This is a genomic window from Calditerrivibrio sp., assembly GCF_049968475.1.
GTDB classification, from domain to species: domain Bacteria; phylum Chrysiogenota; class Deferribacteres; order Deferribacterales; family Calditerrivibrionaceae; genus Calditerrivibrio; species Calditerrivibrio nitroreducens_A.
The window spans coordinates 45,407-59,318 of the sequence record NZ_JBMFQS010000006.1 but is presented as its reverse complement, the minus strand read 5'-3'; the positions used below and the strand labels follow the sequence as shown (position 1 = coordinate 59,318).

Genomic DNA, 13,912 nt, shown 5'->3' with positions numbered 1-13,912 from the left:
CGGGTTACCCCGCTTTTCATTAATTTTTTCCTGAAATCTTCTCTTTTATCAATTCACCAAGACTAAATGAATCCTCCGTTTGCTTCTGAAGCTTTTTCATGTATTCTTTAACTTCTGATCTTTCGGAATCGTACTTATATTTCTTAATGGATAATAAAATTTTTTTATTTTTTACATCTGTTTTCATCACAGTAGCTTTAACAACATCCCCCGGATTAAACTGCTCAGAAAGATTAGTTTTCCCCTCATCCACCTCTTTTATCGGGATAAAACCTTTTATCCCCTTTGTTAGATTTACCACAAGTTGATCTTTTCCCACAGAGTCCACAACAGCTTCCACAACCTTTCCAACAGGGTATAGCTTATCGATCTCTTTCCATGGATTCTTCTCTAATTGTTTAATCCCCAATGATATCCTCTCCTTTTCCGGATCAATAGCCAGAATTTTTGCCTCTATCTCATCACCCACTTTAAATTTCTCACTCAAATCGCTAACCTCTTCTGTCCATGAGATATCTGTCTTTCTCACAAGACCATCCACAACTCCGCCAAAATCCACAAAAATACCAAAATCTGTAATACCTTTTATCTTCCCCTTAACGATGGAACCCTCCGGATGACTCTTCTTCATGAGGTCCCATGGATTTTCCTGAAGTGCTTTTACAGAAATTACCAATTTTTCTCTTTTATCATCGATATCTATAACTCTTCCTATTACCTGATCCCCTTTATTTAAAGATATATTCGATTTTTTAATCCAGCTGAGCTCTTCATAAGGGACAAACCCTTCCACACCACTTTCTATCTCCAAAACGTAACCATTCTTCAATTTTACGATTACAGTTCCTTTTATCTCGGAACCAACGGGGTATTTAGATTTGACTGCTGCCCATGGATTTTCCTTTAAGTCTTTCATACTAAGTTCTATCTTTGAATTTTCTCTGTCTATCTTAATTATCTTAACATCAACCTTATCATCCACTTCCAGATACTTTTCAACCTTTGTAACCCTTCCCCATGCAATATTTTCTCTTGCCAGAAAACCATCCACGTGTCCAAGATTTATAAAAGCACCAAACTCTTTTATTGATTTTACGGTGCCTTTTAGCACATCCCCTTCTTTTATAGAATTAAAAAAGTTCCTTTTCTCCTCCTCCTGAGCTTCTATGAGGTACTGTTTTCTGGAAGCAAGAGCGGTTTTACTTTTAGAATCGAATTTTAATACCTTACAATTAAACACCTTACCGACGTAATGCTTTGGATCTTTGATTTTATTTTTATGGTCTATCTGATGCTCTAAAATATGGACATCCACTTCACCATGCTTACCTATGTATTTCTTATTTTTTTCATCATATTTTACTATTTTCACAGGGATAGCTTTACCTTTATTTATAGATTTCACCACTTCATCTATGTCATGTCTTAATTCCAGACCTTTCTTAGAAAGTTTAACGTACGCCCCACCACCACTTACAGAAACAACCTCCAGCTCCAGCTCATCCCCAATCTTTACGGATAGTTCTCCATCTTTTCTGAACTCGTTTATATCTACCACACCTTCTGTTTTATAACCAAAATTCACTAATATATCATTATCATTTATACCAACAACAGTACATTTGACAGTACTACCTTTAGTAGGCGGATTTATTGAACTTTCTAACATCGATTCAAAATCTTCAAATTCATTAAAATTACCATTTTCTGTTTGGATTTCCTTATTCTCTGCCATTATTAACCCCATTTAAATATTCTATAACATCATCTATGATGTTCTTAGGTGTACTGGCACCAGCAGTTACACCCACCTTATTTACTCCTATTAATACCGATTTGTCAATCTCTTCTTTTGTTTCTATGTGAAATGTCTTCTTACAAATTTCACTGCATATCTTATACAGCCTTCTTGTATTGGCACTATTTTTACCACCCACCACAAACATCACTTCCACCATTTCCGCCACCTTTCTGGCGGCATTCTGTCTCAGGGTGGTGGCATTACATATCGTATTTGATATTTTAATTTCGTTACATCTGTTTTTCAGAATATCAACGATTTTATCAAAAACAGCCTTCTCCTGAGTAGTTTGGGCCACAACACCTATCTTTTCCCTGAAATCTGTACTGTAAGCCTCTTCAGGGGAAGAAATGATGGTGTATTCCCCTTCGATGTAGCTTGCAATTCCCTTTACCTCCGGATGATCTTTTTCCCCGAAGATCACCACAAAATACCCATCTCTACTTAGATTTACCGCTTCAGTATGAGCTTTATTCACGTACGGACAGGTAGCATCCACGACATGTATATTTTTGTTGGCAAGTATGTCGAGTTCTTTTTTTTCAACTCCATGGGATCTCAGCACAACAGTAGATCCTTCTTTTAGATCTTCCGTAGATTCCGCAACATCCACACCCTGACTTTTCAAATCATTCACAAGCTGCGGATTATGAATGATAGGTCCCAGCGTGTATAGATTTTTATATTCTCCGGCTGCATTGCGGACTATTTTTACAGCCCTTTCCACTCCAAAACAAAAACCTGCATGCTGAGCAACATAGATCTCCATATATCCTAAAAACCCTTCTTCTTTATAATCTTTTCTATCTCTAAAACAACTTCATCTATCGACATATCTGTGGTATCCAATTCATAAGCATCATCAGCCTTTTTTAACGGTGCCACAGCTCTATTAGCGTCATTTTTGTCCCTTTCTACTATCTCACCCAAAAGGTTATCAAAATCCACATTCAAACCTTTACCAATAAACTCATTGTACCTTCTTTTTGCCCGCTCCTGCGCTGAAGCAGTGAGAAATATCTTAACCTCTGCATCAGGAATCACAACAGTACCAATATCCCTTCCATCCATAACCACAGAAGATCTTTTTGCAACCGCCTTCTGCTGATCTGTCATCACAGACCTCACCTCCGGAATGGAAGCTATTTCACTTGTTTTCATAGATATCTCAGGCAACCTTATATCATCCGTCACATCATAAATTTTCCCATCCAGTTCAACTAAAACTCTATCTTTCTCAAGCATAATACGACTACGCTTCAGATAATTTAATAGTTCCTCCACAGAGAGATTAAACTTCACATACATCCATGCAGCTGCTCTATAAAAAGCACCGCTATCGATGTATAAAAGGTTATATTTTTCTGCTAATTTCTTTGAAATTGTACTTTTCCCACTTCCCGCAGGTCCATCAATGGCTATTCTAAGCAACAACAACCTCAATATCCTTTAATTTTTCCAAAAAATCGGGAAATGATACATCAATAGCAGATATTTCGTCAATAAAAATATTACCGAACCTTTTGGATAAAAGGATATTCACCATAGCTATTCTATGATCATCGAATGATTTTAAAACGATATCTTTATCTTTCAGCTTTTTTAGAGGGTATACCTTTAGTCCATCCGCATACTCCTCCACCTCTCCACCCAAAGCAGAGATATTTTCCACCACTGACTTTATCCTATCTGATTCTTTCACCCGTAACTCTTCCGCCCCTCTTATCTCCAGAGGTGATTCGGCAAATAAGCCTAAAATGGCCAGCATAGGGATCTCATCAATGATATTTGGAATGATCTCACCACTAATTTTTCCCCCCTTTAATCTTCCATTCTTTAAGAAGATATTCCCCATAGGTTCAGCTGAACTGTTGGTCAACTCAGTTTCTATCTGTACCCCCATATCTTTCAATACCGTTAACAATCCTGTCCTGGTGGGGTTTAAACCTACGGATCTTATCTCAATCTCAGATCCTTCAAACATAATGGCTGCACCTATAAAAAATGCTGCCGAAGAAAAATCTCCTGGTACTGTTGCTTTCTGAGGGGTAAGGTTTTTTCCACCCCTAACGGTAATCTTTTTCCCTTCCACCATAATGTCAGCGCCAAAATCCCTCAACATCGTTTCGGTGTGGTTTCTTGTGATCTCTTTTTCTGTATAACTTGTGTATCCATCAAGCTGCAGACCTGAAAGAATAACTGCACTTTTCACCTGAGCACTGCTCACCTCCGCCATAACATCAGCCGGATGCATCTTTGAGGGAAGTATCGCCATTGGCAAAAACCTATCACTTCTCAATCTGATATCCGCTCCCATTGTTTGTAAGGGTCTTTTAACCCTGTCCATGGGCCGTCTTCTGAGGGAGTTATCCCCCGTCAGGACTACAAATCTTCCTGATGGAGCAAATAGTCCGGTAATTAGCCTTGCCGTGGTGCCAGAGTTTTCACAATTTATAACATCATGTGGTTCATTAAACCCTCTATACCCTTTAGAAACGATCTCAAATCCGTTATCTATCTTTATAAATTCCACCCCAACAGCCTTCATGGCGTTCATCGTGGCGATGGTATCCCTTGACATAAGAGGATTTAACACTACTGATCTCCCCTCCGCCATGCCGGAAAATATAAATGCTCTGTGGGTAATCGATTTATCCGGAGGAACAGTCACAGAACCCTTCAAAGTTGCTATTCTATCGAAACTTACCATCATAACCCCCTTCGGATATTGCTGGCATCCTTTATCTTATCGTATATATTTATCCTGTCATTTGACTCAATCAACCTTTTCCATTGTGATAAGATTTCTATATATCTATCTATAATATGCACAATATTTTCATGATTATCAGAAAAGATATTTGACCACATTGTGGGATCACTACCAGCAATCCTAGTAAAATCTTTAAAGCCTCCACCTGTAAAATTAAATGCTTCTGGCTCTATATTCTGCACCAATTCTACCAGCGAAAAAGCAGCCAGATGGGGGAAATGACTGATGAGGGCAAATATAAAATCATGGAATTCAGGTTTCATAAAATAAATATTCATACCTATGGATCTATGCAATTCTTTGAGCAATTCAAAATGGGGAGCATCTTTGTTTGTGAGTATGTGGGCTGCCCCCTGAAATATTGCAGGATCCGAATGTTCAAAACCAGATTTTTCCCTTCCGGCGATGGGGTGACCCCCGCAAAATACAAGGTCAAAATCTGAAGCAAGCTTTTCTATGCTCGATTTTGTGCTGGAAGCATCTGTAATAGGTACTTTACATTCCACCTCCGCAAGATGCAAAAGGATCTCCTTTGTGGCACTTACCGGCGTAGCTATATACAAAAGATCGAGGCTTTCCTCCAGCATGTCATCCAGCGTTTCAAAACAGTTTTCAAACATCGATGTATCTTTTGCACTTTTTATCGTCTCATGGTTTGAATCAAGACAAAAAATGGTATGCCCCTTCTCTTTGAAAGCTTTAGCAAGGGATCCACCAATCAGTCCCAGACCAATAATACCGATTTTTAGATTATTTTCCATCATTCTTCTATATGTCTTTCCAATGTGGCCGCAATGATTTTTACCCTTTTCATCAAGAGATCAAAATCATCTGGTAATATTGATTGATCACCGTCGCTTAAAGCCTCTTCGGGGCAATGATGTACCTCCACCATCAAACCATCTGCACCAGCCGCAATGGCCGCCTGAGCCATAGGCAAAATGCAATCTGACCTACCGGTACCATGACTTGGATCGGCAATCACAGGTAGATGCGACATACTTTTTATAACAGGTATGGCAGAAAGATCTAGTATATTTCTGGTCTCTGTGTCAAAGCTCCTAATCCCCCTTTCGCAGAGGATAATATCATTATTCCCTTCTGATGCTATATACTCCGCAGCCATTAAAAACTCTTTAATGGTGGCGGCTAAACCCCTTTTAAGCAAAACTGGCACCTTAGCCTTCCCCACCTCTTTTAATAACCTGAAATTTTGCATGTTTCTGGCACCTATCTGAACGATATCGGTATATTTTAAAATAAGATCGATATCCCTTGGATCCATCAATTCAGTTACCACAAGCATACCGAGGCTGTCCGCAGCCTCCCTGAGAAATTTCAGTCCCTCTTCACCTAACCCTTGAAAAGCATAAGGCGACGTCCTGGGTTTAAAAGCACCACCTCTAAGAATTCTGGCTCCTGCCCTGTAAACCCTTTCGGCAATATAAAAAAGCATATCTCTATTTTCAACAGAGCAGGGACCGGCCATAACAGCGATATGTTTGCCACCTATCTTTACACCCTTAATGTTGAGTACCGTAGGCTCTTTTTTAAATTCTTTACTTACCAGCTTAAATGGTTTTAATATCGGGACTACCTTCTCCACACCCGGCAGTGTAGAAAGGGGCTTATCCCTCAATGCCCTTTCATCACCTATCGCACCAATAATTGTCCTTTCAGCAGCTTTTGAAAGGTATGTTTTAAAACCAAACTTTTCCAATCTGTCTACGATGTGTTGTATCTCTATTTCACCTGCATCAGGTTTTAAAACTATTATCATTTACTTAACCTTTGTTTAATATTTTTTTAAGCTTACTTATAAAAATTTCATTTTCCTGCATAGTACCAATTGAAACCCTGATATACTCTTTGAGATTTGGACCCAAAAACCTTACTATTACACCTTCCTTTAAAAGTCTTTCAAAAACATCTTTACCATCTTTCACATTAACCAGGATAAAATTTGCCTGAGTCTCTATATAATCAAGCCCAAGTTCTTTAAATTGTTTGTAAAGATATGCTTTACCTTCCCTATTCACCTTAATAGAATTTCTCACAAATTCCCTATCCTCAAGGGCAGCTATTGCGGCAATCTGCGCAACCATATTAACATTAAACGGCTGTCTTACCCTATTGAGCATATCTATGGCATCTTGATGTCCGATAGCATATCCTATCCTGAACCCTGCCAATCCATATGCCTTTGAAAAAGTCCTCATGGTAATGAGATTTGGGTATTTTTTAAGTAGTTTCAAAGATTCTGGAAAATCTGGAGCATCAACATATTCTATATAAGCTTCATCAAGAATGACGATGGTTTCTTTGGGAATATAGTTTAAGAAGTCCACCAATTCCTCTTCTGAAAAATAGACCCCTGTGGGATTATTTGGATTAGCTAAAAAAACTAACCTTGTGCTATTTTCCACCGCTTCTTTAAGTTTATCAAAATCCACTCTAAACCGATCCCCTGTCTGTACCCATTTACAAAAACTACCAGCAGCCTGGGCAATGATACCATAAACAGAAAAAGATGGGGCATACGATAGGACATGTTCACCATCTTTCACAAAGGTACGGATGGCAAGCTCGATTATTTCATTTGAACCTGTCCCAAAAATTATCTGGTGTGGCGACACATCCAGAAATCTACTCAATTCCTGCCTCAGATAAAATGCATCACCTAAAGGATACCTATTCATTTCATGCAAAGCCTCAGTTACAGCCTGAATAACTTTTTTTGAAACACCTAAGGGATTTTCATTAGAGGCAAGCTTAATAGCCTCTTTTACTCCGAGCTCCCTCTCCAACTCCTTTATCGGTTTACCCGGCTGATACGGGATGAGGGAACTTATCTTTTCGCCTGCTAACTTTTTATAATCTATCATTTTACCCCCTTTGGATATGAACCAAGAATCTTCATAAAAGATACATTTTCTGAAAATTTTTCAAGTGCTTTTTTTATCTTATCTGTTTTAGAATGTCCATCGATATCCACATAAAATATATATTCCCAAGCCTTTAGCTTTGATGGGCGGGATTCTATCTTGGTCATATTTATCTCCTCTTCGGCAAAGGCTTTTAGTGCCTGAAAAAGAGACCCTGACCTATGGGTAACACTGAAAAGGATAGATGTTTTATCGTTACCTGTGGGCTCCGGTTCAAAGTTTCCTATTACAAGGAACCGTGTAAAATTATTGGACATATCTTCAATGTTTTTATAGATAATCTTCAAATTATACTGCAACTCCGCCATTTCAGATGATATCGCAGCGATGGTTTCATCCGTTGATGCTATTTCAGCAGCCTTTGCCGTGGACTCAACCTCCACGATCGGCACATTTGGGATATTTTCCGTAATCCATTTTCTGCATTGGGCAATGGCATGGGGATGGGAATATATCCGTTTTACATCTTCTATCTTGCCAGATTTATTCATCAAATGATGTGATACTTCCAAAAAGATCTCCCCGCATATTTTGAGATTAGACTGACTAAACATGTCAAGGGTATGATTTACAACACCTTCAAGGGAATTCTCTATCGGCACAACCCCGTAATCGCATCTCTTTTTCTCAACATCTTCAAACACCTCTGGGATACTTCTACAGGGGATAGGCTTGACTGAAAGTCCAAAATGCTTAATTGCAGCCAAATTTGTGAATGTCCCTTGGGGTCCTAAATAGGCCACCTTTTGAACCTCTTCTAAAGAAAGAGAGGCAGATATAATCTCCCGAAAAACATTCCTAAGGGCATCGTTGGGAAATGGTCCCTGGTTAAGCGCCTTTAGTCGCTCATATATAGCTTTTTCCCTTGATGGGACATACAGAGGTGCATTTTGAGACTTTTTTATATGACCGATCTCTATGACAAGCCTTGCTCTCTTATTTAAAAGATCCAGAATGTTATTGTCTATATCGTCTATCTGTTGTCTTAATTCATCCAATCTATCCATCTTTTAAATATATCAAAAAGTTAAAAAATATTCAACAGATTTTTATAGTTTATGTTATCAATTCCAACATCTAACATTTATTTACTATTTTTAGATCTTATGATTCTGGCAGTTTCACCATCTTAGATATCTCACAAAAAGATTAAATTTTTAAGTATAGATGGGTGTCTGAGTTGGAAAGCTTCTAAAATAAAAGTTCTAAATATATCTATATCATCCACGATTGAATTTTTCTTAGAAAATTATGCAATAATTTTAAATAAGGATAAATGTGACTTCAACAATAGCCAAAAAAGAGATTTTTATCATTTGAATTGTATCGAAGGTAAAAATATAAAAAAACTTAGCTATGGGTGGAAACGTTAGGAAGCTTGACAATAAGATAGAGTTAAGGGTAAAAACAAGTATCCGTTACACTGAGCCTACTGAAACAGGATATACGCAAACGTAGCAAAATACTGGGTCAAAGTCACTACAGAAGATGAAGAGGCAGGAAGAGGGTGCGTCCATTGTGCACGATGCGTTGAAGCATGCACACATAAGGGACAGGTATTAAATGTGAAGAGATAACCGTTAGAGGGCTCGTTGGAAACCACAGCTTTGCATTTGTTGACAATGTCACTATCAACGTAATACCAAACCATACATTTAAAACTTCGATCCCAGCTAATACCCATGTGGGAGTTGCAAACAGTTCAAACCCAAAAGAGATCAATATTGCCGGGCATGTGAGCGATCTTTTTGCTTCATACGCGGTGAGTGGAACCTTTAGGGTTGCTAAGAGTGGTGGGGTAAGAAATCTTCTTTTGATCAAAGCCGGAATACCTGAGGAATGGAGAAATCTCAATCTCGATAAGTACAAAGATTTTACAAATGACGAGATCCTAAAAGAGCTAAGGATAAAGTACCAAAAGAGGAGGGGGTATTTAGACAACTTAGGCTGGAATAGATTCATAAAAACCTTTGAAGAGAAACTCAACAAGAGAAAACCCCCTGTTGCCATATACGGTCTTGGTGAAGAGAAAGGTATGGGTGATTATTTTATGGAATTCACCCAAGGTGGTATAGGGATAGTATTAAACATCTTTAATCATGAATACCCTATGGGGTATTATATATGCAGTGGAATGACTGCTGGTGCTGCCTATATAAGAGGAAAGATAAGGGATGAGCAGTTGGGGGTAGGGGTTAAAAAGATCGATTACCTTACAGAAGAGGACAAGCGATTCCTAAAAAATGAGATAAAAGCTTTTTTAGATCAATTTTTAAATATCGAAATTGATAAAAATTATGATCGAAGGTTAAAGATATTTGCCGAACTCTACGAGAAAGACCCAGAATATATACTTAGCGAATTTTGTAAAGTGATACCATTAAATTGATGAGGATAAACATCAAATGAGTTAAAGGGTTTTTAGAATCTCATCCCTTAAATTATTAAGCTCTTCCTCTGTCATTTCGGAGAAGTTATATTCTGATAGCTTTTTATTGATTTTAACCATATTAAGCTCTTTATCTGTCTCAGAGATCAATCTACTGATAAACATTGCTTTTTTAGCTTCCGGAGACAATTCTAACTTATCCGTGGATGATGGCTTATCCACAATAGCTGAAATCCTACCGTATTTCAGCTGTTTATTATAGGTCCTCAAAATGTTTGATATACTTCCACTATCGATTACCATAGCCGTCACCTTCCCTGTCAGTTCGACTATCGACTAAATCCTGAAAAACTTTAGAAAAATTTTTATCTAAAATTTTCAGGCAGTCGCTTATAGTATCCAGTAGCCCTTTCGTAAAAGGATGCCAGAGATAATAATCTATTCTCGTCAAAATAGTTCCCAAGGAGTTGGACACCAATCGGAAGCCCATTTGCATCAAAACCACCAGGGATTGACAAACCGCAACCACCGAAAAGATTCAATGAAATAGTATATATATCACTTAAATACATTTCGAGAGGGTTGCTTGATTTCTCCCCTAGCCTGAATGCCGTGGTGGGGGATGTGGGGGTGAGGATAAAGTCCACCTTATTGAATGCTTCAATAAAATCTTTTTTTATCAGTGTTCTAACTTTTTGAGCTTTAAGATAATAAGCATCATAATACCCGGAGCTCAAAACATAAGTCCCTAGCATTATTCTCCTCTTCACCTCGGTACCAAAACCTCTGGAACGGGTAAGGGTATACATATCGTTTAGATCTTCACATCTCTCCCTGAAACCATATTTTACTCCATCAAATCTGGCAAGATTACTGGAAGCCTCTGCTGTGGCAAGGATATAATATACGGCAACGGCATAATCTGTATGGGGCATACTTATATCCACTATCTCTGCCCCATTATTTTTAAAAAATTCTATCGCATCTTCAGTAGCCTTAGCCACTTCCGGAGAAAGTCCTTCCGCAAAATACTCTTTTGGTAGACCTATTTTTACACCCTTTATTGAATCCCTATAAGGATCTGTATATTTAAAACTATCCGTATTAAAGGATGTGGAGTCTCTCTTATCATACTTGCCTATCACTTCCAGAAGCAAAGCAGCATCTTCCACAGTTTTCGTCATAGGACCTATCTGATCAAGACTTGAAGCAAAAGCAACCAATCCAAATCTGGAAACCCTACCGTAAGTGGGCTTGAGTCCTACAATATTGCATAGAGCAGCCGGCTGTCTGATGGAACCTCCGGTATCGCTACCAAGGGAAGCAGGCACAAGCCTTGCCGCCACAGACGCCGCAGACCCACCGCTGGAACCTCCCGGAACCCTATTTATATCGTAAGGGTTTACAGTCTTTTTATAAAATGATGTCTCACAGGAAGACCCCATTGCAAACTCATCCATGTTGAGCTTGCCAATGATTATAAAGCCTGCATCCTTAAGCTCTTTTATAACTGTTGCATCATAAGGGGGAATAAAATTATTTAAAATATTTGAACCGCAGGTGGTAAGAAGCCCTTTGGTTACCATATTGTCTTTTACAGCAATAGGGATACCTGCAAAGGGTCTGTCACTGTTTGCACCACTATCATACGATTCTGCCTCTTTTTGTGCTTCAGAATTTAACGTGATAAAAGAGTTTACGATATTATCATATTTTTTAATTCTACCAAGGTAGAAATCCACCATCTCTTTACTGGAAATCTTTTTACTTTTTAATAGTTCTACATGAGTTTTCAATGAAGCATTTAAAAGATCCATAACCATCACCTATTCGATTATTATTGGGACTTTGAAATGATTGTACCCCTCATCCGGAGCATTCTGAAGAGCCTCTTCTCTCGTAATTATCCTTTCAGGGATATCGGGGCGGGTGACATTTGTAAGATCAAGAGCGTGTGAAGTTGGCTCAACATCAGATGTATCAAGTTCATTCAATTTATTTATGTAGTCTAAAATACTGTTTAACTCGTTTACAAATCTACCAATCTCTTTATCTTCAAACGTAAGTTTAGACAGCTTTGCGATATGTTTTACATTATCTTCTGTAATGATTCCGTTCACACTCTACCTCCAAAAATGTACTGGTGAAAACTATATAATTAAAAATAGAAATTGTAAATTATTTTCTTTTGTTATATAATTTTCAGCTATGAAAGACTTAATAGATTTGGCATATCTCGAAAAAAGAAGATATCAGGACATAGGCTTGATAGACGTAAGATCAGAAAATGAATTTTCTATTGACCATCTACCAAATGCCATCAATATCCCTCTATTAAACAATGAAGAAAGAACGATAATTGGAACAATATACAAGCAACAGGGTCCTAAGGAAGCAAGGCTAAAGGGTGTTGAAATTGTCTCACCCAAACTGATAGATTTTATAGATAAAATCAAAAAGGTAACCGAAAATTATAAAGACACCATTATATATTGCTGGCGGGGAGGTTTAAGGAGTGAAACATCTGTTACTTTTGCAAGATTGGCGGGACTTACCGTTTCACGACTATCCGGAGGGTATAAAATTTACAGAAGTAGAGTAAACAGTTTTTTTGAAAACGATATCGAAAAATACACTTTTATAACCCTTTACGGTCCAACTGGAGGCGGAAAAACTGAAATATTGAGATGTTTAAATAACCTAAACTATCCGGTGATGGATATAGAAAAACACGCCTCCCACAAAGGTTCAATATTTGGGCATATTGAGGAACCTGGCTACGACAATGTAAATCAGAAAAATTTTGAAACTGGACTTTACTATGACCTCATTAAAACCAATAAATCTCTATATTTAGCAGAGGGGGAAAGTAAAAAAGTTGGTAAAGTAGTCATTCCCACTAAACTTTTTGCAAAAATTACAGGAGGCGTTGCGGTTGTGTGCAACCCTTCTATGGAATTTAGAATCAATTACACAGTAAAAAACTACAACCCCTCCCACAACCTTAAAGAGATAGTAGACTCTCTGGAAAAGATAAAAAGATATACGGAAAAGGGAATATACAATGACCTTATGGTAAATCTGGAAAAAGGGGACTTTCATAAATTCACAGAAATTATCCTTGAAAAATACTACGATCCAATGTATAAGCACTCTTATCCTAAAAACATAGCCTGTGAGATAAGCTATAATACAATTGATGAAGCTGTAAAAAAGATTAAGGAGTTTTACGATGCAATTTTTGCCGGTGATAATTTTTTTATTGATTCTGAATAGTTCCCTCCATGCTAAAATCATTTTAATTGAGGATAACTTATCAGATAATAAATCTACTTTACAGAATTTAAATACAGATAGTAACGCAGAAAAAGAGAATAAAATTGTTTACGGAAAACCTTATACCGTTTTTGGGGTAACCTACTATCCAATGGATTATATACACAAATACGAAGAGGAGGGGATCGCCTCATGGTATGGAGCCGATTTCCATGGTAAAACCACATCAAGCAAAGAAATGTACAATATGTACGATATGACCGCCGCCCATAAAACCCTGCCATTAGGAAGCACTGTGCTTGTAAAATCACTTGAAAATGACAAAGAGGTGGTGGTGAGAATCAACGACAGAGGACCTTTTGTAAAGGATAGAATCATAGACCTATCCTACAAAGCCGCGAAGGAGCTGGGAATCGATCAAAAAGGGACCGCAAAAGTTAGAGTTACACTTCTATCCGAATCCCCAAATCAGTTTGTTTTAAACGGTAAACCTGTTGACCTAAACAGAGGAAATTTTTCAATCCAGATAGGTGCTTTTCAGGATAAAAGGAATGCCACCGCATTAAAAGATAAGTTTTTAAATGCCGACATTGTGGAAGCCATGATAAACGGTAAAAAGTTTTATAGAGTAAGGCTGCTCGGTTTTGAAACCAGAACCAGTGCGGAGATAAAGCTTATAACCCTTGAAAAGCAATTTCCAGGTGCATTTGTAGTAGCTGATTAAAATT

The 13,912-nt window shown here is 37.9% G+C and carries 14 protein-coding genes; 3 read left to right on the top strand and 11 right to left on the bottom strand.

From position 1 onward, the window contains the following. Window positions 1-19: 19 nt before the first annotated feature. The 8 genes from ACP5Q2_RS06645 to pheA are packed head-to-tail and all read right to left on the bottom strand — an operon-like array spanning window position 20 to window position 8,526. Window positions 20-1,735: a S1 RNA-binding domain-containing protein gene (locus ACP5Q2_RS06645; RefSeq protein WP_428098469.1), complete on the bottom strand. Its 1,716-nt coding sequence runs from the start codon at window positions 1,733-1,735 to the stop codon at window positions 20-22. Beyond that, window positions 1,722-2,570 (bottom strand): 4-hydroxy-3-methylbut-2-enyl diphosphate reductase, encoded by an 849-nt coding sequence (gene ispH, locus ACP5Q2_RS06640; protein WP_428098466.1) that lies wholly within the window; start codon window positions 2,568-2,570, stop codon window positions 1,722-1,724. The genes ACP5Q2_RS06645 and ispH overlap by 14 nt, the downstream gene beginning before the upstream one ends. Window positions 2,571-2,575: 5 nt before the next feature. Further along, complete coding sequence (gene cmk / locus ACP5Q2_RS06635) at window positions 2,576-3,232, bottom strand: (d)CMP kinase (RefSeq protein WP_424605130.1); 657 nt, start codon at window positions 3,230-3,232, stop codon at window positions 2,576-2,578. Next, window positions 3,225-4,511 carry a 3-phosphoshikimate 1-carboxyvinyltransferase gene (aroA, locus tag ACP5Q2_RS06630; RefSeq protein WP_424605131.1) on the bottom strand — a complete coding sequence of 429 codons (1,287 nt, stop codon included), beginning with the start codon at window positions 4,509-4,511 and terminating at the stop codon, window positions 3,225-3,227. Before aroA ends, cmk begins: the two co-directional genes overlap by 8 nt. After that, window positions 4,511-5,335: a prephenate dehydrogenase gene (locus ACP5Q2_RS06625; protein ID WP_428098462.1), complete on the bottom strand. Its 825-nt coding sequence runs from the start codon at window positions 5,333-5,335 to the stop codon at window positions 4,511-4,513. The genes aroA and ACP5Q2_RS06625 overlap by 1 nt, the downstream gene beginning before the upstream one ends. Beyond that, the gene (gene aroF, locus ACP5Q2_RS06620; RefSeq protein ID WP_424605133.1) at window positions 5,335-6,354 is read right to left on the bottom strand and encodes a 3-deoxy-7-phosphoheptulonate synthase; all 1,020 of its coding nucleotides are present in this window, start codon (window positions 6,352-6,354) and stop codon (window positions 5,335-5,337) included. Before aroF ends, ACP5Q2_RS06625 begins: the two co-directional genes overlap by 1 nt. A 4-nt stretch (window positions 6,355-6,358) precedes the next feature. Then, window positions 6,359-7,459 carry a histidinol-phosphate transaminase gene (hisC, locus tag ACP5Q2_RS06615; protein ID WP_428098459.1) on the bottom strand — a complete coding sequence of 367 codons (1,101 nt, stop codon included), beginning with the start codon at window positions 7,457-7,459 and terminating at the stop codon, window positions 6,359-6,361. Further along, entirely contained in the window at window positions 7,456-8,526 is a 1,071-nt protein-coding gene (gene pheA / locus ACP5Q2_RS06610; protein WP_424605135.1) for a prephenate dehydratase, read from the bottom strand. The genes hisC and pheA overlap by 4 nt, the downstream gene beginning before the upstream one ends. Window positions 8,527-9,203: 677 nt before the next feature. Here pheA and ACP5Q2_RS06605 point away from each other — a divergent pair. Next, window positions 9,204-9,908, top strand: a complete 705-nt coding sequence (locus ACP5Q2_RS06605; protein WP_428098456.1) for a hypothetical protein — start codon at window positions 9,204-9,206, stop codon at window positions 9,906-9,908. A gap of 21 nt (window positions 9,909-9,929) precedes the next feature. Here the strand turns inward: ACP5Q2_RS06605 and ACP5Q2_RS06600 are convergent, their stop codons facing one another. The 3 genes from ACP5Q2_RS06600 to gatC form a co-directional block, all read right to left on the bottom strand. Beyond that, the gene (locus tag ACP5Q2_RS06600; protein WP_424605138.1) at window positions 9,930-10,211 is read right to left on the bottom strand and encodes a hypothetical protein; all 282 of its coding nucleotides are present in this window, start codon (window positions 10,209-10,211) and stop codon (window positions 9,930-9,932) included. A gap of 62 nt (window positions 10,212-10,273) precedes the next feature. Then, window positions 10,274-11,725: an Asp-tRNA(Asn)/Glu-tRNA(Gln) amidotransferase subunit GatA gene (gene gatA / locus ACP5Q2_RS06595; protein ID WP_424605139.1), complete on the bottom strand. Its 1,452-nt coding sequence runs from the start codon at window positions 11,723-11,725 to the stop codon at window positions 10,274-10,276. Between the two features lie 9 nt (window positions 11,726-11,734). Further along, entirely contained in the window at window positions 11,735-12,028 is a 294-nt protein-coding gene (gene gatC, locus ACP5Q2_RS06590; RefSeq protein ID WP_424605141.1) for an Asp-tRNA(Asn)/Glu-tRNA(Gln) amidotransferase subunit GatC, read from the bottom strand. 88 nt (window positions 12,029-12,116) lie between these two features. Here gatC and mnmH point away from each other — a divergent pair, with 88 nt between their 5' ends. Then, on the top strand, window positions 12,117-13,184 hold the full coding sequence (gene mnmH / locus ACP5Q2_RS06585; protein ID WP_428098451.1) for a tRNA 2-selenouridine(34) synthase MnmH: 1,068 nt from the start codon (window positions 12,117-12,119) through the stop codon (window positions 13,182-13,184). Beyond that, window positions 13,141-13,908, top strand: coding sequence for a septal ring lytic transglycosylase RlpA family protein (locus ACP5Q2_RS06580; RefSeq protein ID WP_424605143.1), 768 nt, complete (start codon window positions 13,141-13,143; stop codon window positions 13,906-13,908). Before mnmH ends, ACP5Q2_RS06580 begins: the two co-directional genes overlap by 44 nt. The last annotated feature ends 4 nt before the right edge of the window (window positions 13,909-13,912 follow it).

What these genes read in the sequence shown, in the direction of transcription:
- pheA (WP_424605135.1), bottom strand. Translation starts at nt 8,526, where the DNA reads ATGGATAGATTGGATGAATTAAGACAACAGATAGACGATATAGACAAT.
- gatA (WP_424605139.1), bottom strand. Translation starts at nt 11,725, where the DNA reads ATGGATCTTTTAAATGCTTCATTGAAAACTCATGTAGAACTATTAAAA.
- mnmH (WP_428098451.1), top strand. Translation starts at nt 12,117, where the DNA reads ATGAAAGACTTAATAGATTTGGCATATCTCGAAAAAAGAAGATATCAG.
- aroF (WP_424605133.1), bottom strand. Translation starts at nt 6,354, where the DNA reads ATGATAATAGTTTTAAAACCTGATGCAGGTGAAATAGAGATACAACAC.
- aroA (WP_424605131.1), bottom strand. Translation starts at nt 4,511, where the DNA reads ATGGTAAGTTTCGATAGAATAGCAACTTTGAAGGGTTCTGTGACTGTT.
- ACP5Q2_RS06645 (WP_428098469.1), bottom strand. Translation starts at nt 1,735, where the DNA reads ATGGCAGAGAATAAGGAAATCCAAACAGAAAATGGTAATTTTAATGAA.
- hisC (WP_428098459.1), bottom strand. Translation starts at nt 7,459, where the DNA reads ATGATAGATTATAAAAAGTTAGCAGGCGAAAAGATAAGTTCCCTCATC.
- ACP5Q2_RS06580 (WP_424605143.1), top strand. Translation starts at nt 13,141, where the DNA reads ATGCAATTTTTGCCGGTGATAATTTTTTTATTGATTCTGAATAGTTCC.
- ACP5Q2_RS06625 (WP_428098462.1), bottom strand. Translation starts at nt 5,335, where the DNA reads ATGGAAAATAATCTAAAAATCGGTATTATTGGTCTGGGACTGATTGGT.
- ispH (WP_428098466.1), bottom strand. Translation starts at nt 2,570, where the DNA reads ATGGAGATCTATGTTGCTCAGCATGCAGGTTTTTGTTTTGGAGTGGAA.
- ACP5Q2_RS06600 (WP_424605138.1), bottom strand. Translation starts at nt 10,211, where the DNA reads ATGGTAATCGATAGTGGAAGTATATCAAACATTTTGAGGACCTATAAT.